Annotated in this window: 12 protein-coding genes; 5 read left to right on the plus strand and 7 right to left on the minus strand. The window is 64.7% G+C overall.

Features of this window, described 5'->3' with window-relative positions; all coding sequences use genetic code 11:
• Positions 1-8: 8 nt before the first annotated feature.
• The 5 genes from ML540_RS13055 to ML540_RS13075 form a co-directional block, all read right to left on the minus strand.
• A complete protein-coding gene (locus tag ML540_RS13055) occupies positions 9-1,517 on the minus strand; it encodes an efflux RND transporter periplasmic adaptor subunit (protein WP_243361816.1) in 1,509 nt (502 codons plus the stop codon).
• Between the two features lie 45 nt (positions 1,518-1,562).
• The gene (locus ML540_RS13060) at positions 1,563-2,018 is read right to left on the minus strand and encodes a hypothetical protein (RefSeq protein WP_243361818.1); all 456 of its coding nucleotides are present in this window, start codon (positions 2,016-2,018) and stop codon (positions 1,563-1,565) included.
• A gap of 8 nt (positions 2,019-2,026) precedes the next feature.
• On the minus strand, positions 2,027-3,481 hold the full coding sequence (locus ML540_RS13065; RefSeq protein WP_243361820.1) for a TolC family protein: 1,455 nt from the start codon (positions 3,479-3,481) through the stop codon (positions 2,027-2,029).
• Positions 3,482-3,700: 219 nt separating this feature from the next.
• On the minus strand, positions 3,701-4,099 hold the full coding sequence (locus ML540_RS13070) for a hypothetical protein (RefSeq protein ID WP_243361822.1): 399 nt from the start codon (positions 4,097-4,099) through the stop codon (positions 3,701-3,703).
• 74 nt (positions 4,100-4,173) lie between these two features.
• Positions 4,174-4,428 (minus strand): hypothetical protein, encoded by a 255-nt coding sequence (locus ML540_RS13075; RefSeq protein WP_243361824.1) that lies wholly within the window; start codon positions 4,426-4,428, stop codon positions 4,174-4,176.
• Between the two features lie 288 nt (positions 4,429-4,716).
• Between ML540_RS13075 and ML540_RS13080 the strand changes: the two genes are divergently transcribed.
• The 4 genes from ML540_RS13080 (at position 4,717) to ML540_RS13095 (ending at position 11,387) form a co-directional block, all read left to right on the plus strand.
• Positions 4,717-6,441 carry a sigma 54-interacting transcriptional regulator gene (locus tag ML540_RS13080; RefSeq protein ID WP_243361826.1) on the plus strand — a complete coding sequence of 575 codons (1,725 nt, stop codon included), beginning with the start codon at positions 4,717-4,719 and terminating at the stop codon, positions 6,439-6,441.
• Positions 6,442-6,910: 469 nt separating this feature from the next.
• Positions 6,911-8,302 (plus strand): hypothetical protein, encoded by a 1,392-nt coding sequence (locus ML540_RS13085; RefSeq protein ID WP_243361828.1) that lies wholly within the window; start codon positions 6,911-6,913, stop codon positions 8,300-8,302.
• A gap of 48 nt (positions 8,303-8,350) precedes the next feature.
• Positions 8,351-9,508: an iron-containing alcohol dehydrogenase gene (locus ML540_RS13090; RefSeq protein WP_243361830.1), complete on the plus strand. Its 1,158-nt coding sequence runs from the start codon at positions 8,351-8,353 to the stop codon at positions 9,506-9,508.
• Positions 9,509-9,623: 115 nt separating this feature from the next.
• Positions 9,624-11,387, plus strand: coding sequence for an aldehyde ferredoxin oxidoreductase family protein (locus ML540_RS13095; protein ID WP_243361832.1), 1,764 nt, complete (start codon positions 9,624-9,626; stop codon positions 11,385-11,387).
• 467 nt (positions 11,388-11,854) lie between these two features.
• Here the strand turns inward: ML540_RS13095 and ML540_RS13100 are convergent, their stop codons facing one another.
• Positions 11,855-14,242, minus strand: coding sequence for an ATP-binding protein (locus tag ML540_RS13100; RefSeq protein ID WP_243361834.1), 2,388 nt, complete (start codon positions 14,240-14,242; stop codon positions 11,855-11,857).
• A 428-nt stretch (positions 14,243-14,670) separates the two neighbouring features.
• Here ML540_RS13100 and ML540_RS13105 point away from each other — a divergent pair, with 428 nt between their 5' ends.
• Positions 14,671-16,842, plus strand: a complete 2,172-nt coding sequence (locus ML540_RS13105; protein WP_423747893.1) for a Tex family protein — start codon at positions 14,671-14,673, stop codon at positions 16,840-16,842.
• A 128-nt stretch (positions 16,843-16,970) separates the two neighbouring features.
• Here the strand turns inward: ML540_RS13105 and ML540_RS13110 are convergent, their stop codons facing one another.
• Complete coding sequence (locus ML540_RS13110; RefSeq protein WP_243361839.1) at positions 16,971-18,875, minus strand: autotransporter outer membrane beta-barrel domain-containing protein; 1,905 nt, start codon at positions 18,873-18,875, stop codon at positions 16,971-16,973.
• Between the last annotated feature and the right edge of the window lie 131 nt (positions 18,876-19,006).

Here is a 19,006-nt window from a genome sequence, read left to right on the forward strand (position 1 = left end):
TGCGCCGCTTACTTCTTGTTGTCGGACTGGCCCATGTCCATGCCGGCCATCGAACCCCCGCCGCTCTTCAGGCGGGTTTCCGCATCCAGGAGGAAGGCGGCCGACGAGGCCACTTTGTCGCCCCGGGACAGGCCCCCTTCGATGGCCACGAAGCCGCCGCCTCGCACGCCGGTGGTCACGTCGCGGGGCTCGAAGTTGTTGGGGCTGGACTCGAAATAGACCACCTTCCGGACGCCGGTGTCGATGATTGCCGACTCCGGCACGGCCAGCCGGGCGCCCAGGTCCGATCCCATCAGGACCTCAGCGTACATTTCCGGCTTGAGCAATCCGTCGGGATTTTGCAGCACGAAGCGTATTCTGGCCGTCCGGGTATCCCCGGCGACCACCGGATAGATCTGGGCCACCTTGGCGGTCAGGGGCTTGCCTCCCACTCCCGTCAGGGTGATCAGGGCCGTCTGGCCTTCGCGGAAGTAGGGCAGGTTCTCCTCGTACACGTCGGCCAGGACCCACACCGTACTCAGGTCAGCCAGGTCGTAGAGCTTCTCTCCGGGCATGACCCGCATGCCCAGGGTAGCCTGGCGGGCGGTCACGTAGCCGTTCACCGGGCTGACCAGGGTGAAGGTCCTGGAAGGCTTGCCGGTCTTCTCCACCTGGGAGGCTAGGCCACCTGCGTCCAGGAGCGACAGGCGCTGCCTGGCGGCCGCCAGCAGGGCCTGGCTGTCCGATGCGACCATGGCGCTGTACTCGCCGGGAGAGGCGTCGGAGGTTTTCGGGGCGGAGTTCTTCCAGCGCAGCAGGTTCAGGTATTCGAGCTGCACGGCAAAGGCCTCGGGGCTGTAAAGGGCCAGGAGCGGCTCGCCCTTCCTGACCGCCTGCCCCGTATGGTCCACCATCAGGCGCTCGATGAAGCCTTCCGTTTTGGTGGTCACGGTAGCCAGTTTGGTTTCATCCACAGCCACGCGGCCAGTGGCCCGGATGATCACTTTGAAGGGGCGCATCTCGGCCTGGGCGACCGTGACGCCGATCAGCTTGGCTTGCTCCGGGGTGATCATGGCCATGGGGGGCATGGAGTCGGCCGGCGCGGCTTGCTGCGCGGGGGCTGCCATCTGGTGGCCTTCATGTCCCGAGGGGGCGGGCGCCGCCTGGTGGGCGGAGTGGTCCGCCGCGGCCGGCGGCGTCTGGGGTTTGCCCCCCTGCCCCATGTCCATGCCGGGCATGGACTGGCTCGGCTGCTTGGCCGGAGCCTGAGCCGGCTTGCCCATATCCATGCCGGGCATGGAGTCCATGGACTGGCCTTTCTGCTGGGGAGCCGGAGTCGGGGCGGGCTTGCTCATGTCCATGCCGGGCATGGATTGGCCATGCTGCTGCGGTGGCGACGGTGCGGGCTTGCCCATGTCCATGCCTTCCATGCCGCCCTGCGCGCCGGATTGGGCCAGAGCCTCATGGTGCGGCAGGATCATGGCGGCGAGCAAACATGCCGCCAGCCCCCAGGCCGTCAACGCCGATTTCGCGGTCATGGCCAAAGCCTGCATGACATCTCTCCGTGCTTGGTTGTTTCGGGACTACTGCTGGCCCTGGTTCATCTGCTGCATCTGTTCGGGCGTCATTTCCTTCATCTGGCCGGGAGGCGTCTGCTTCTGCTCGGGCGCCATGTCCATCTTCATCCCGCCATGCTCGGACGGCATGGCCTTCATCTGTTCAGGGGACATCATCTTCATCTGCTCGGGCGTCATCATCTTCATCTGTTCCGGCGACATCTGGCGGATCTGGTCGGGAGTCAGCTGGCGCATCTGTTCGGGGGGCATCTGATGGATCTGCTCGGGCGTCATCTGGCGGATGTCCGTGGGCGACATCTGCTTCATTTGTTCGGGCGTCATCTGGTGCATCTGCCCGGAGCCGGACTGGCCGCCGTGCTGCATCTGGGCCTGGGCCGCGCCGGGACCGGACAGCCCGGTCATTCCGCCGAGGACGAGGAGGGACGCGGCCGTAATGGAAAGAACCTTCATTTTGCTTTTCATGATGAACCTCATTTCATGTCGGAGTTGGCGTGTTGCCCACCGGCCATGGCGTCCTTGCCCGCGCCGTTGCCGGTGTCGAGAGATTTGGGGAGGGTGATGCCGTCGGTGATGCCGGCCAGGCTTTCCAGGCGCGCCACGGCCTTCTGCTTTTCGGCCAGCTGCGCCCAGTACTGCACTTCGTAATCCAGGACGCTCTTAAGCCTCGAGACCACCGCGTAGATGTCTCCCTTGCCCGCCGCGTACCCGGCCATGGCCAGCTGGAAATCTTGGCGGCTCTTGGGAAGGGTGCCCGAGGCGAACAGTTCGCTCAGGCGTTCGGCGGACTGGAGCATGGAGTAGTTTTCCCGGATGGAGGAGGCGATCATGTTCTTGCCCGCCTCCAGGTCGTACTTCGATTCCGCCAGGTCCGACCTGGACTCCTTCAACCCCTCGGCCTGCTTGACGAAAAAGAAGATGGGCACGGTCATGGAAACGCTGGCGCTCCACATGTCCGTCCACTTCTGCTTGTTTCCCGCCGGGGTGGACGCGTCCGAGCCGGAGCTGTCCGCGCCGGTGACCACCTGCGGGCTCTGGCTGACCTTGTACCCTTTCTGGGAATACCCGGCGGACAGGGTCACGTCGGGCACGAATTCAGCCTTGGCCTGGGACACCTTGGCCTCGGCCTTCTCCACTTTCTTCATCCGGGCCTTGGTTTCGGGCGAATCGAAGGACGCCTTCACCAGGAGGTCGTCGAGGCTTCTCTTGTAGGGGGCTTTCGAGGGCTCGGCGGGCGTGCCCAGGGGAGACTTCACGTCCCTGCCCAGGAGGGAGTTGAGCATGCCCTCCAGGGTGGAAAGCCGCTGGCGGACCATCTCCGCCTTTTCCAGCAGCATGTATTTTTCGGTCTGGGCCATGACCGCATCGCGCTGGTCGCCCATGCCCGAGGCGTACCGGGCCAGGGCCGACTTCTCGACCTGGTCGAGGAGCTTGGCCTTTTCCTGAAGAATGTCGATGGTCCGGTGGGCGGTGAACAGGTCGTAATAGAGTTCCTTGACCCGGGCCACCGTGGCCAGGCGCAGGGCGGTGTACTGAAGGCCCAGGGTCTCCATTTCCTTCTCGGCCACCTTGCCCTTCTGCACCAGCTTGCCCGGGAAGGGCACGGTCTGGGACACGCCGAAGGCCCACACGGAATCGTAGGAGTTGCCGAAGGTGTACTGGCTGAGCCCCTCGTTGGTGTACCCGGCCGAGACCATGGGGTCGGGCAGGGCCTTGGCCTGCGGGATGCGGTGCCTGGCCGACTCCACCCGAGACTGCCCTGCGGCGATCTCGGGATTGTTCTTGAGGGCTTCGCCGACCAGGGATTGCAGATCCATGTCCTGAGCCCGGGCATTGGCGGCGACGGCCAGGACGATGCAGGCCACGGCGGCGATACGGCGGAACGGACACCGGCGCGCGCGGCGCGGACGAAGAGGTTGAGTGGTCATGGCGCATCCCGCGTTGTGGTGAAAATCGAAAGGACCCAGCACTTAGCGTAGCTCCTTTCCAGGTTTATGGCAACGGTCTGGGCGTTTACGGCCGGTTATCCTGGGGTCTCCCGGGCTGTCAGGTGCCGAAGCGCCTCTCCCGCACGTCCCGCTCTCCCCCACAGGCCCCGGCCACGCTGGCGGCCAGGACCGGAAAGGGGCGGAGAGCTCGCGGCGTCCCTATTTCGGGGGATTTAGCGTCTGGCCCTGCGCGGCGCTGCCGGACTGGCCGTTCATGCCGGTGTTCGGGCTGGTCGTCGCCTTCCAGCTGGTCATGCCGGCCGGATTGGACATGAGGCCGTTCGATCCGCTCATGTCGCCGCTTCCCGACATGCCGGAACTGCTCATGCCTCCGGAAGAACTCATCCCCCCGGAACTGCCCATGCCGCCGTTGCCGCCGCCCATGCCGCCGGAAGAACCACCCGAGGAACCACCCGAGGAGCCGTGGCCGCCCCCGCCGCCTCCGCCATTTCCTCCCCCGCCGTTGCCGCCGCCCATGCCCATTCCAAAGGCGAGCGAACTCATGAGCAGCATGGAGACGCACAGGACCGCGATGTATTTCAGCGAACGTCTGGTCATTGTTTTCTTCCTGATCCCGGTCCGCGCGGAGCGGAGGGGGTTATATTGTTCGAGGGGCCGGAACGCGGCCGAAATCAGCGCGAGAAGTTGAAGAAGCTGAACATGGGCATGAGCGACCAGAGCTCCTGCAGGGCGGACGTGTTGGTGGTCGCGGTCGCCTGGGCATGGGTGGTGGTCGTGCCGATGGTGGGCGTGGTGGCCTGGGTCCCCCAGAAGGAGAACATGGGCGACCAGGCGTAGGGGTTCTGGGTCGTGACGGTCTGGGCCGAAGCCAGGGAGGCACTGGAGAGCAGCGCGAACAAAAGGGCGGTGGTGGCGAGCTTTCTCATGGTCATATACTCCTATTTTACTCCACTTTTGAGCATGACCTCCCTAAGCAAATGGTGTTCCATGGATAAAAATAAATTATTTCCAAGTGTTGACGATTTTCCGGTTCTCACGATTCGTGCAGCCGGCTGCACATCGACCGTGCACATGTGCAGCCGTTCTCCCGGACGTGCACCCGGCGGCCCGCGCTCCCGGCTGGACTCCGGCCATGGGCTGGACTAGGACGGGAGCGCCATCCCCCGTGGGCCCGCCCGCGCGGACCCGGTGGCCATCAGGGAGGACCGTCGGCCATGCAGGACATTTTCCGGCACACCATGGAAGACTTCCATGGCATCCTCGATTCCTCGCCCATCGGCCTGCTGGCGGTGGACAGGGACGGGGCGATCACCCTCGCCAGCAGCGGGGTGGAGTCCTTCCTGGGCCTGGCCAGGTCCGAGATGATCGGCAGGAACGTGGCCGAGGTGGTCCCGCACTCCCTGCTCCCCCAGGCCCTGGATCAGAGAAAGCCCGTGTTCGGGCAGATGATCGCCCTCAACAACGTGGTGCTCATGGCCAGCCATTCGCCCATCCTGCGCGGGGACGAGCTGGTGGGCGGCGTGAGCGTCTTCCAGGACGTGTCCATCCTGGAGCACACCTCCTGCGAGCTGCACTACGTCAAGGACCACATCAAGGAGCTGGGCGCCATCATCAACTCCTCCTACGACGGCATCTTCATCACCGACGGGGGGGGCAAGGTGCTGCTGGTCAACGACGCCTACCAGCGCATGACCGGCATCACCGCCGAGGAGGTGGTAGGCAAGACCATGGCGCAGCTGGTGGAGGAGAAGTACTACGACCAGTCGGTGACGCTCTTGGTGATGGAGACCGAGCGGGCCGCCACCCTCAACCAGACCATCAGGGGCGAGCGGCGCATGCTGGTGACGGGCAGCCCGGTGTTCGACGACGCGGGCAAGCTCTACCGGGTGGTGACCAACGTCCGCGACATCACCGACCTGATCAACCTGCGCGACCAGCTCATCAAGACGCAGGAAAAGACCCTGCAGTACGAGAGCGAGATCTCCTACCTGCGCTCCCTGCAGATCGAGGCGGGCGACATCATCTTCCGCAGCCGGGCCATGGCCCAGGCGCTGGTGACCGCCACCAAGGTGGCCTACGTGGACTCCACGGTGCTCATCACCGGCGACTCCGGCACCGGCAAGGAACTCATCGCCAAATTGATCCACAAGAAGGGCAAGGGCGCGCTCCAGCCGTTCATCGCCATCAACTGCGCGGCCCTGCCCGAGCAGCTGCTGGAGACGGAGCTGTTCGGCTACGAGGGCGGGGCCTTCACCGGGGCGCGCAAGGAGGGCAAGCCGGGGCTCTTCGAGCTGGCCAACAACGGCACCCTGTTCCTGGACGAGGTCGGGGACATGCCCATGGTGCTCCAGGCCAAGCTCCTGCGGGCCATCCAGGAGAAGCAGATCATGCGTCTGGGCGGCTCCAAGTACGTCAACGTCAACGTGCGGCTCATCGGCGCGACCCACCGCGACATCCAGAAGATGGTGGAGCGCCGGGAATTCCGCCGCGACCTGTACTACCGCCTCATGGTGGTGCCCATCCACCTGCCGCTCCTGCGCGAGCGCACGGAGGACATCCCGCTTCTCGCCATGCACTTCCTGGACAAGTTCAACCGGCGCTTCGGATACCGCAAGGCGCTCAGCCCCGGCGCCGTGGACGCCCTGGTGCAGTACCCCTGGCCGGGCAACGTGCGCGAGCTGGAGAACCTGATCGAGCGGCTGCTGGTGACGGTCACGGACGACGAGATCACCATGGAGGAGCTCCCCGGCCATATCCGGCGGTCCGCGTACATCCCCAGGCGGGGATCGAAGATGAGCGAGGCCGTGGCCGAGGTGGAGTCATACCTGCTTGAGGAATCCTGCCGCAGGCTGGGGAGCTGGCAGAAGGCCGCCGTGGAGCTCGGCATCGACAAGGCCACCGCCTACCGCAAGGCCGCCAAGTACGGCCTGTTGAAGTGACGGGGCGGCAGGTCAAGGCGTTTGTCGCATAGCTGCGACTGTCGCGTTTGAGAGAATTTCAATAATTCCGTTTGAATAAATGAATATGTGCATTCTTGTTCGCATTACCGCAACTCCCCTTGAGACGCTTCCAGACCGTATCCGTCCGTAATCATAGCCCTTATCAATCCAAGCACAATAGTTGCTCAGGGATATGCATGTTCAATGCGTGTCCCATGGCCTGGCCTGCATCGTGACATTCCGAAGCATTATGTCACGTCTGGCATAATAAGCCGAAAACTGCATCAGGGGCGCTTTTGCCGCCAGTGTTGCAATCTGGATGCGCCCACCCGCCGCGCGGCGGACGCGATGTGCGCCGGGACAGGCCTGTCCCGGCCGAACCTTCAACCCGCATTACGTAGAGGTGTCTTCAGGAAGAATCGTCTCACATTCACGAAAGGGGGGTATTATGGGTCTTTTGGGTCCTGCCTTGAAGCGAGAGTTTGGGAAACAGCAACCTTTCATCCCGCTCGGGCCATTCCAGCTCCGGCTCCCGTTCATCCATTACCGGTTCGAGCCCCCCGATTTCATCCAGGGCCTGCTCATGTGCGCCGTGTGCCTGGGCGTCATTCCGCTCCTGCAGGAATACCTGGGCATGCCTTTCGAGATCGCCATCACCATCGTCATCCTGAACGGCTTCTTCTACCTCTGGCACGCCCACCTCGGCGACCCCGTGGTGCCCGGCTGGATCACTCCCGCCATCCCGCTTCTGCTCCTGTGGCTCAAGACCTTCCCGGAAGGCGTGCCCAGAATCCACGCCCTCATCGCCTTCGAGTTCGAACTGGGCCTGTTCTCCTTCCTGCTGGGCGCCACGGGCATGGCCAAGCGCTTCGTGGACCTGGTGCCGGACGCACTGAAATCGGGCATTCTGCTCGGGGCGGGCATCGCGGCCGTGCGCCTGGTGTTCCAGTCCGGGGGCCGTTTCGACTCCTATCCCTGGACCATCACCATCTCCATCGGCTTCGCCTTCTACATTCTCTTCTCCAACCATTTCAAAACGCTGCGTTCCAAAAGCACGCTCCTCAAGCACATATCCGACCTGGGCCTCATGCCGGCCCTGGTGCTGGCCATCATCGTGGCCCCGCTGGTGAAGGAGCTTCCGCTCCCGGACATCAAATGGGGATTCACGGTGCCCCAGTTCACGGAGCTCTTCACCCAATGGACGCCCTTCGCCGAGCGCATCGGCTGGCCGCCCATCAGCATGTATCTTGACGCCGCTCCCCTGGTCTTCGCGGTGTACATCGTGCTCTTCGGCGAGCTGATCCAGGCCGAGGCGCTTATCGACGAAGCCCGCGAGCACCGCCACGGCGACGAGGACATCCACTTCAACGCCAACCGCAACAACCAGATCGTGGGCCTGCGCAACATGGGCATGTCCATGCTCGGCCCGGACATCTCCATGTGCGGCCCCATGTGGGCGGCCATGCAGGTGGTGGAGTGCGAACGCTACAAGCACGGCCCCGAAGCCATGGACAGCCTCTACGGCGGCGTGGGCTCCTTCCGCTGGGGGACGTTCGCGGGGTATTTCTTCTCCCCCATCGTCACCCTGGTGAAGCCCATCCTACCCATCGCCCTGTCCCTGACCATGCTGGTGCAGGGCTACGTGGCGGTGCGCGTGGGCATCCTCAAGGCCAAGACCTTCAACGACCTGGGCGTGGCCGGAATCATCGCGGCCGTGCTCATCACCCGCGAGGCGGCCGCGGCCTTCGGCGTGGGCATCGTCCTGTGCCTGCTCATCTACGGCAAGGACTTCTTCCGCAAGTGGGAGCGCTACGACAAGCACAAGGACCCCGTCTTCAACAAGAAGATCGGGCAGGAGTAGGCGCCGGACGTATCGGGATCCACGAACGAACATCCATGAGGTGAGCACATGAACAGGATCACCACGTTCCAGACCACGGCCAGGATCGTCATGGGGCCGGGGGCGCTGGAGAGCATCGGAGCGGAGATCACGCGGCTGGGCGCGGGCAAGGTCATGGTCGTCACCGACCCCGGGCTGGTCAAGACCGGGCTGGTGGCCAAGCTGGAGGAGCTCCTGGCGGCCGCCGGGATAGCGGCCACGCGCTTCGACGAGGTGGAGGCCGACCCCTCCTACGAGACGGCCATCAAGGCGGCCGAGCACGTCAAGCAGGCCGGGGCGGAACTCATCGTGGGCATCGGCGGCGGCTCGGCCCAGGACGTGGCCAAGGTGTCTTCCATCCTGGCCACCAACGCCGGGCCGGTTTCGCAGTACTTCGGCATCGACCTGGTGCCGCGTCCGGGGCTCAAGCTGATCCTGGTGCCCACCACGGCGGGCACGGGCAGCGAGGTCACGCCCATCGCCATCCTCTCCGACCACCACGAGAAGCTCAAGAAGGGCATCGTCAGCGCCCATCTCTTCCCGTCCACGGCCATACTGGATCCGCTCCTGACCCTGGGCCTGCCGTCCCACGTCACTGCGGCCACCGGCATGGACGCCCTGATCCACGCCGTGGAGGCCTTCACCTCCAAGAACGCCACCGCCATGACCGACATGCTGGCCCTCCAGGCCATCAAGCTGGTGTACGGCAGCATCCGCACCGCGTTCTCCAACGGCTCGGACGTGGACGCCCGCGCCAGGATGCTGGAGGGCAGCATGCTGGCGGGCATGGCCTTCGCCAACGCGGGGGTCACGGCGGTGCACGCCTTCGCCTACCCCATCGGGGCCGAGTACCACATCCCCCACGGCGTGGCCAACAGCATCATGCTGGTGCCCGTCATGGAGTTCAACATGCTGGGGAACATCCCCAAGTTCGCCATCCTGGCCGAGGTGCTTGGCGAGAACGTGGCCGGGCTCTCCCAGCGGGACGCGGCCCTCAAGGCGGTGGCCGCCATGCGCGTGCTCTCCGCCGACCTCCAGGTGCCCGCCAGGCTGAGCGCCTTCGGGGTCAAGGACGAGAACATCCCGGATCTGGCCAAGGGGGTCATGAAGGTGACGCGCCTGTTGGCCAACAACCCGCGCCTGCTCAAGGTCGAGGACGCCGAGGCCATATACAGGTGCGTGCTCTGACGCGGCGCTCCCCGCTCCCCGGGACCGCAATCGGCCCCGGGGAGTGAAACGGCGCGCCCGTGCCGCCTGCGCGCGGGCGCGCCAAAACACAACAAGACAACAACAAGGAACGCCCATGTTCGGATTCTACGGCAGGATACTCACGGTGGACCTCACCAACCGGAAGTACTCGATCGACGCCCTCGCGCCCGAGCTTCTGGAGTCGGTGCTGGGCGGCAAGGGCCTGGGAACGAGCCTGCTCCTATCGCGCAACCCGGCCGGCGCGGACCCCCTGGGCCCCGACAACCGGCTGATCTTCGCCACGGGCCCCTTCTGCGGTGGCCCGGTCTGGGGCGGGAGCCGCTACGGTGTGTTCACCAAGTCCCCCCTGACCGGATTTTACGCCGAATCCTACTCGGGGGGCAAAGTGCCCGAGGCCATCGACCGGGCCGGATTCGACGCCGTGGTCATCGAGGGGGCTTCGGACCGTCCGGTGGCCCTGGCTATCCATCCCGAGGGCTGCGCGTTCCACGACGCCTCGTCCCTGTGGGGCATGGAAACCTACGACGCCGAGCGGGCGGCCAGGGACTCCCTGGGCGTGGACAAACCGGGCTTCGGGGCGCCGGGCGCGGTGGTCATCGGCCCGGCCGGGGAGCGGCTGGTGCGCTATGCGCTCATCGCCAACGATTTCTGGCGCTGCGCGGGCCGGGCCGGGGTGGGCGCGGTCATGGGCTCCAAGCGGCTCAAGGCCGTGGTCTTCCAGGGTGACCGCAAGCGCGGGCTGGCCGACCCCAGGGGCGTGCGGGCCTACGCCTCGGAGTTCGCCAAGGCGGGCAAGGAAAACAAGGGCGTGAAGGCCTACAAAGCCTACGGCACCACCATGATGGTGGCGCTCATGAACACCGCCGGGGCCTTCCCCGCCAAGTACTGGAGCCAGGGCAGCTGCGACCACTGGCAGAAGATCAGCGGGGAGACCTTCCACAAGGAGCACGACGTCACCCCACACGCCTGCCTGAAATGTTTCATGGCCTGCGGGCGCATGGCCAGGCTGACCAAGGGCCGCCACCAGGGCCTGCAGCTGGAGGGGCCGGAATACGAGACCATCTACGCCTTCGGCGGCCTGTGCATGATCGAGGAGATGGACGAGATCGTCTGGCTGAACGACCTGTGCGACCGCCTGGGCCTGGACACCATCACCGCCGGCAACCTCTGCGCCCTGGCCATCGAGGCCTGCCGCCGGGGCAAGCTGGACCTGGGCCTGGACTACGGCGATTTCGAGGGCGTGGGCAGGCTCATCCAGGACATCGCCGCCCGGAGCGGCCACGGCGCGCTCATGGCCGAGGGCATCATCCCCACGGCCGAGGCCTGGGGGCTTTCGGACCTGGCCATCCACGTCAAGGGCATGGAGCCGCCGGGATACGACCCGCGCGCGCTCAAGGGCATGGGCCTGGCCTACGGCACGTCGCCCAGGGGGGCCTGCCACCTGCGCACCACGTTCTACAAGCCGGAGCTGGCCGGGTTCATCCCCGCCGACGCCATCGAGGGCAAGGCCGAGATGCTCACCGACTACGAGGACCGCCTGACCATCTTCGACACCCTCATCCTCTGCCGCTTCTACCGGGACATGTACACCTGGGAGGAGCTGGAAAAGGCCGTGGGCCTGGTCACGGGCCTGGACGCCTCCAGGGAGGAGCTCAGGCGCAAGGCCGCGCGCGTCCTTAACCTCACCCGGGAGTTCAACCTGCGCGAGGGGCTCACGGCCAAGGACGACCGCCTGCCCGGGCGCCTGCACCGGGAGGCCCTGCCCGACGGCCGGAGCCTGACCGCGGCCGAGATGGAGACCCTGCTGGCCGACTACTACCGCCTGCGCGGCTGGAAAGCCGACGGCACGATGGCATAGGCCGGGCAGGCCTTGGGCCATGACCTTGCGGGGACCGCCGGACAGGCCATGGCGCGCGGCGTGTCCGCACAACCTCGCGTAAACGACGGAGTGATGCGGCCATGATCGTTATCGAACCCGAAGCGGCGGCCTATGTCCGGAAACGGTCCGCTTCCCTGTGTGTCGGCTTCAAGTTCGAGTCGGCCATGGGGGGCTGAGCCTGTTCCTCAAAAAGGGTAACAGGTAGTTACATCCCCTTCGTCAGCGCGGGAGCCCCCCTGGATGCGGCGGGCTACCGCGTTGAATCGATCGACGGCATCGAGGTTTTCCTGGCGCCCGGGCTCACGCTGAAGCAGGGGCACAGGCGCATGCGTGTCGTGCTGAAGCGCTTTTTCTTCCTGCGCTGGCTGGAACTGGAGGGGGCCAAGGCCGTTCCCGTCTACGAATGACGCCAAGGTCCGCGCCGCACCAGGGGGATAGCGGCCGGCCTAGGCGCGTAACTTGCCGGACACCCGTTTGATGACCTCGCAGAGCGAGTCCATGTCCACCGGCTTGGCGAGGTAGTCGGTCATGCCCGCCTCGATGAATTTGCTTCTGTCCCCGGCCATGGCGAAGGCGGTCAGCGCAATGACAGGGATGCGTGCCTTGTCCGCTCCGGCAATCCCGTCGCGGATGCGCCTGGTGGCCTCCACTCCGTCCAGGGCGGGCATCTGGACATCCATGAAGACCAGGTCGAAATCCTGCTCGATAAAAAGCTGAAGCGCCTCCTTGCCGTCCTTGGCGGTGGTGACGGCGAACCCGTATTTCTCGAGCATCCACTTGCCGGAAAGAGAGCTTATCGCGTCGTCTTCCGCGAACAGAATCCGCAACGGGGACTCCGAGCCCGGGAGGAACGCGGGGCTGGGCTCGTCCGCTTCGGAAGGGGCTTCCTCCGGGACCTTGAAGGGCAGGGAAAGGTGTACGGCCGTGCCTTCCCCTGCCGTGCTCTCGATGGATACGTTCCCGCCCATCAGCGCCACCAGCCGCTTGACAATGGAGAGCCCGAGGCCTGCGCCCTGGAAACGCCGGGTGTATGAACTCTCCGCTTGAACGAACGGCTCGAAAATGACCTTCAGGTTCTGGTCGGTGATGCCTATGCCCGTGTCGCTGACAGTGACCAGGACACGGACATTCGAACCGCGCGATCCCGGCAACAGGGACGCTTCGACCCGGACGCGGCCCGTGTCGGTGAATTTGATGGCGTTGCCGACAAGGTTGAAAAGAATTTGCCGCAGGCGCGCCTCGTCCCCGATGAGCACCGGAGGGACGTCCTCCCCGGTGTGGAATTCCAGCCTGAGTCCTTTCGTGCTGGCTTGCGAGTCGAAGAGTTCCTTGATGGATTGCTTTGTCTTGTTCATGTCGAAAGGGGATTCGACGATGTGCAACTGTCCGGCCTCGACCTTTGAAATATCGAGTATGTCGGAAAGTAGTCCGGTCAGGCGGTGGGTCGATTTGATCGCGGCCTTCAGGTATTCTTTCTGGTCGCCGCTCTGGGCCGAGACTTTCAGCAGTTCCAGCATTCCGAGGATGCCGTTGAGCGGAGTCCTGATCTCATGGCTCATGTTGGCCAGGAATTCCGACTTGGCCCTAGTCGACGCCTCCGCGACGTCGCGGGCCTCGCGGAGTTCCGCCACGGTTCGGTTGAGGTCGGCGGTCCGTTCCTGAACGGTCGCCTCGAGTTCGTCGTTGGCGGATCTGAGAGACTCTTCCTCGATCTTGCGTTTGGTGATGTCCCTGAGGGCGGCGAGAAAAGCCTGCCGGTCCTGGATTTCAACCACCGTGAGCATGACTTCGGCCTGGAACGCTTCCCCGCTTGCCCGGACGAACGTCCATTCGAACATGTGTGAACCGCTCTCCCGGGCCGAGGACAGCATCCTGGCGAGTTTCTCCCCGGAGCGGTGTCCGTCGGGCTGAAAGGCCGGGGAGATGTCGTTCATGGTAAGGCCGCCGGTCGGGGATTCGGCGGGAAATCGCATCAGGGCGGCGGCGGCGGGGTTGCGTTCGAGGATGGTTTCGTCGTCGAGGAGCAGCATGGCGTCCGAAGTGTTTTCGAACAGGGAGCGGAACCGCTGTTCGCTTTGGAGCAGCCGGGCCTTGGCGATGTCCCGGTCGTATCGGGCCTCGGCCACGGCAAGGTCCGACTTGGCCTGGATCGCGCGCCGGTTGACGAACACGAGGATTCCGAGCTGCGACAGGCCCAGGGCCAACGAGGACGCGAGGACGATGCCGAGCGCGTTTCTCATGTCCGTGGTGGTGGGGGTTATGTCCGAATACACCTCGGCCGCCCCGGCGAATGTGCCCTCGCGCATGATGGGGATGTAGGTTTCGATGACGTCTTTCGTGATTTTCGATCCGCCAGCCGACCGGTGTCCCTTGTCGACGAGCTTTTGGTAGGTGGACCCCTTTTTGACTATCGTTTCAAAATAATCATTCTCGTTTTTTCTGCCAAAATGCTGATCAGCATACGAGTATATCTCAACTCCATTCTTCGAATATATCCTTACGTTGTAAATGTCATAACTGTTGATGAGTTTTATTATGTTGCTTATCAGGGATTTGTCGCTGATTTCCGTGTCGCTGTTGAGCTCGTTTCCGGAAACAAGATCCGCTAGTTGGGTTGTTATTTTGCGGGATTCATATTCTTCTCGCAAAAGAATATGAGATTTAAATGTCGTGTACAGGATGTATGTAGGGATTGATGGGATGCATATCATAAGAATTGAAGAGAGGAGGAGGGGCTTACTGATGTTAAGCGAGCGAATTCTCCTGGAGAAAGAGCCAGTAATGTAACGTTCCCATGCTGCCTGAATGAGAGATTTTCCGGTTCCCGGAGCCATGTCGTCTCCTGGGCCATGGTGTATGGCCGGTCATGGAACGAACTTTCGATTCCGATCGAATTCACACGTGTTGCCGCACACCGGGACACGGGCACGGAGTCTTGGCCGTTCGGCGCATGAAGGCTCCGGTTGTGAAGTCTAGATTAAATGCTCCTATGCTGGCCCGTGGTTCTAATCAAGTGCTTCAGCCGCACTTTTGCATATTCTCCGGCGGATTTTAATTCCCGGACCCGCACGGCAGAACCGGTGGGGAGGCGGATGAGGAGATTATTATAGGGCATTGCAAGCTGCGCCTGGCCGCAGTCCAGCGTCCGGCCTCCGCATGAGCTGCCCGGGCTGGATTGCCGGACCGACGGGAAGGTCGCTTTTCCTTGGCGCAAAAGTGTCATAACGACCAGGGGCCGCGTCCGGCTATGCCGCGCGGCCGTATGACCCAAGGAAGTATCCGCGTGAACGAAAAGTACAGCTCCCGCATCGCCAAGGAAATGTCCCTGTCCGTGACCCAGGTGGAAGCCGTGGCCAGGCTGGTGGCGGAGGGGGCCACGGTCCCCTTCGTGGCCCGCTACCGCAAGGAAGCCACGGGCTCCCTGGACGAAGTGGCCGTTGCGGCCATCCGTGACCGCCTGGAGGAACTGGCCGAACTGGACAAACGCCGCGAGGCCATCCTCTCCTCCCTGGAAGAGCGCGGGCTTCTCACTCCCGAGTTGCAGGCGGCCCTGGAGATAGCCCAGGACAAGGCCAGGCTGGAGGACGCGTACCTGCCGTACCGGCCGAAACGGCGCACCAGGGCGTCCATGGCGCGGGAACGGGGGCTGGAACCCTTGGCCCGGGCGCTCATGGCCCAGCAGGGCCGCGATCCCAAGCCCCTTGCCCGGCCTTTCGTGGATGCGGGCAAGGGGGTGCCAGATGTGGAGGCCGCCCTGGCCGGGGCCCGGGACATCCTGGCCGAGGAGATGGCCGAGGCCCCCCGCCTGCGGGCGGCCGTGCGCGACCTCTTTTTTCGCCGCGGCCGGTTTCTGTCCAAGGTGGTCAAGGGCAAGCAGGAGGCCGGTGCGACCTTCCGCGACTGGTTCGCCTGGGATGAGCCGTTGCGGTCCATTCCGGGGCACCGCGCCCTGGCCATGTTCAGGGGGGAGGCCGAGGGGTTCCTGTCGCTTAGCCTGCGGCCGCCGGAGGAAGAGATTCTCGACCTGGCCCGGCGGTCGCCGGAGTGCGGGGTGCGCGGCCGGGGGCCGGACGCACGGGAGGTGGAGACCGCCCTGGCCGACGGGTGCAAGCGCCTGCTGGCCCCGTCCCTGGAGAGCGAAGTCCGGGCCGAGGTGAAGGCCCGGGCCGACGCCGAGGCCATCCGCGTATTCGCTTCCAACCTGCGCGGGCTCCTCTTGGCGCCGCCCCTGGGCCAGAAGAGGGTGCTGGCCTTGGACCCGGGCTTCCGCACCGGGGCCAAGCTCACCGTGCTGGACGCCCAGGGGGGGCTTCTGCACCACGCCACGATTTATCCCACCACATCGACCGGCCAGCGGGAGATCGCCGCCGCCCTGCTCAAGGAGCTGTGCGCCCGCTTCCGGATCGAGGCCGTAGCCATCGGCAACGGCACCGCGGGCCGGGAAACCGAGGCCTTCGTGCGCGAGCTGGGCCTTGGGCTGCCCGTGGTGCTGGTGAACGAGGCCGGGGCTTCGATCTACTCCGCGTCGGAGACCGCGCGGCGGGAATTCCCTGACCTGGACCTGACCGTACGCGGATCCGTAAGCATAGGGCGCAGGCTCATGGACCCCCTGGCCGAGCTGGTGAAGCTCGACCCCAAATCCATCGGCGTGGGCCAATACCAACACGACGTGGACCAGGCCGGGCTGCGCCGGGCCCTGGACGACGTGGTCATGAGCTGCGTGAACGCCGTGGGCGTGGATGTGAACACGGCCAGCCAGGAGCTGCTGACGGCGGTGTCCGGGCTGGGCCCGGCCCTGGCCAAGGCCGTGGTGGCGCACCGCGACGAGAACGGCCCTTTCCGCTCCCGGGACGCCCTGCGCAAGGTCAAAAGGCTCGGGCCCAAGGCCTACGAGCAGGCTGCCGGATTTTTGCGGGTGCGCGGGGAAGAGCCGCTGGACGCGAGCGCCGTACACCCCGAACGCTACGCCCTGGTGCGGCGCATGGCCCGGGACGCGCAATGCACCGTGGACCAGCTCCTGTCCGACCCCTCCGCCAGGGCCAGGGTGCGCCTGGAGGAGTACGTCTCGGAAGACATCGGCATGCCCACCCTGACGGACATCATGGCCGAACTGGAAAAGCCCGGCCGGGATCCCAGGGCCGGTTTCAGCGCCTTCGCCTTCGCCGAGGGCGTGAACCGTATCGAGGACCTGACCCCCGGCATGGAACTGCCCGGCATCGTCACCAACGTGACCAAGTTCGGGGCCTTCGTGGACGTAGGCGTGCACCGCGACGGAATGGTGCACGTGAGCCAGCTGGCGGACCGCTTCGTGTCGGACCCGGCGGAGGTCGTGTCCGTCGGACGGGAGGTGCTGGTGCGGGTGGTGGACGTCGATTTGCAGCGCGGCCGCATCGGGCTCAGCATGCGCGGCCTTTCTGCGAAAAGGGGCGGCTAACTTTCCGTTAACCGGTCATTTCCCTTGGGGAAATTCTGGTCGGGATGAGAGGATTTGAACCTCCGACCCCTTGAACCCCATAAGCAGAATGTCAGTATCTCTTGCAAAACCGCCCAGGCACGACGCCATCAGAAACTGACGTTCACGCCCAGTTCGCCGCCGTAGGTCACCGTCTGCGGGTTGCTGAACATGGTGGAGAACGAGGCCTTGAGCATCACCCGCTCACTCACCTTGAAGGATGTGCCGAACATCACGGTGCCCCAATCGGTGGTCACCGGCACGGCGTCCATGGAATACGCGGGGGCTGAAATGGTGGTGAGCGCGGCCTTCACCGTGCGCTTGGGGTCGGCCAGCTCGTGGTTCCATTTGGCTTCGGCGAAGGGCTGGAACCGCCCCACGTCAGCGAGGATCCGCCAGCCCAGCTGGGTGACGGCGGAATCGCGCTTCTGCTCGCCGTAGGAAAGGGCGGTGACGCCGCTCAATCCGGACTCGGTGAATCCCTTGATGGTCACGCGCTGCAGCACCAGGCCAGCTACCGGCCCGGTGGTCACAAGGCCCCACTTCAGGTCCCCGCCCAGGCGCAGGGCCAAGCCCAGGGAATCGCCGGTGGTGTTGGCGCTGTTCTCGTCCATGAACAGGCCCAGGGGCGCGTTGCGGCTGACCTTGTCCTGGTACAGGCCGTAGGAGGCCACGGCGTTTCCCCACACCGGCCCGTATTTGTAGGCGGTGTAGAGGCTTATGGCCTGGTCGTTCTGGTCGTAATGTCCTGCCCCCTGGGAGAAGTTCTGGGTCTGGGTGCCGGCCGCGAAGGCCGCGCCCAGGATGAGCCCGAAGCTGGTCTGATAGTCCGCGCCCACGGAGCCCACGAACGGGGTGCCGGTATCTTCCACAAAGCCCGAGTAGTTCTTGATTTGAAGCGAGCTGACCCCGCCGCTGGCCCAGACGTTGATGCCGGTGTCGCCTCGGTGCTGCCCGGACAGGTCGATCTGTCCCTGGATGGTGGCCGCGCGCGCGAGGCCGCCCTGCACCGGGCCTTCGGCCAGAAGCGACATGAGGCTTGGCGCAACGAGCAGGCTGTGCTCGTAATCGGTTTCTATCTGCTGTCCAGCCGTGGTCAGGTGCTTGCCGTCGATGAAGAGATAGGTCTGCATCTGGAGGGGGGTGATGTCGGCCCAACTGGTAAACAGGGCGGCCACGGGTGAAGGGGCGTTGGACGACAGCACCGAGGACGGCGTGAATCCGAACAGAGTGGGATTTGTGGATACGAACCGGAACATGCTGGTGAGGTCGGCGGGGATGAAGCGCACGCCCGCAGCCGCAAGATACGTCCACTTCGTATTCCCGTAGTTGATGGCCCGGGCGTAGGAATCGGCGTTGCTCGCGGGGATGACGCCGCCAAGGTCCAACAGGGCCGAGGTGTAGAAGGTGTTGGGCACCATGATGGTGCGGGCTCCGGCGGCCTGCAGGGCGGCCACGCTCAGAGTGAGTTGGGAAGCCACGTTACTGAGGAAGTTGGGGTTGGCGGCGATCCAGGCTGCGCTCTGGTTCTGCACGAAGATCAGGTCGTTGTTGCCGGTGTTGACGACATACAGGGCGCTGGGATTGGCTGCGCCTCCCCCGGAGGCAAGGTGATTGGCGATCTGCTGGGTCGTGGCCACGTTCCCGGGCAGACTTCCCGGGATGGAGGGGCCGCCGGGGGTGAAACTCAGGAGCGTCGTATAGGCGGCGCCGTTGGCGTAGATGGTTCCACCGGCGCTGACCGGTTGGGCGCTCAGGCCGAAGCGGCCCCCAAGCATGGTGGTGGTCATCACGCCCGGTCCGGCGAACCCGCCCTGGGCCCCGGCCGCGATGGCTGAGACGAGATTCGCGTTGAGCATCGCGTTTCCCGTGGAAGCATAGCGGAAATAGCCTGTGTCCAGGGTGCTGTCGCCAAGGCCGATGAGCTGGTTGAACTTCCCTGCCGCGCTGGCGGGCGCGGAGGCGATGAGAGTGGCCAGGGAGAGCACGGCGGCGACAAGGGCAACACGTTTCATGCCGGGCACCATTCCTTGTGTTGAGTGCGGGTCAATGTGAAATTGCCTGGATGTTTCGAGGAGTTAGGTATGCGTAATGTGTCGATAACTCAACATGAAATATATCCGGCAGGCACTCTTGCGGAATCCGG

The organism is Fundidesulfovibrio terrae (assembly GCF_022808915.1).
GTDB classification, from domain to species: Bacteria; Desulfobacterota; Desulfovibrionia; order Desulfovibrionales; family Desulfovibrionaceae; genus Fundidesulfovibrio; species Fundidesulfovibrio terrae.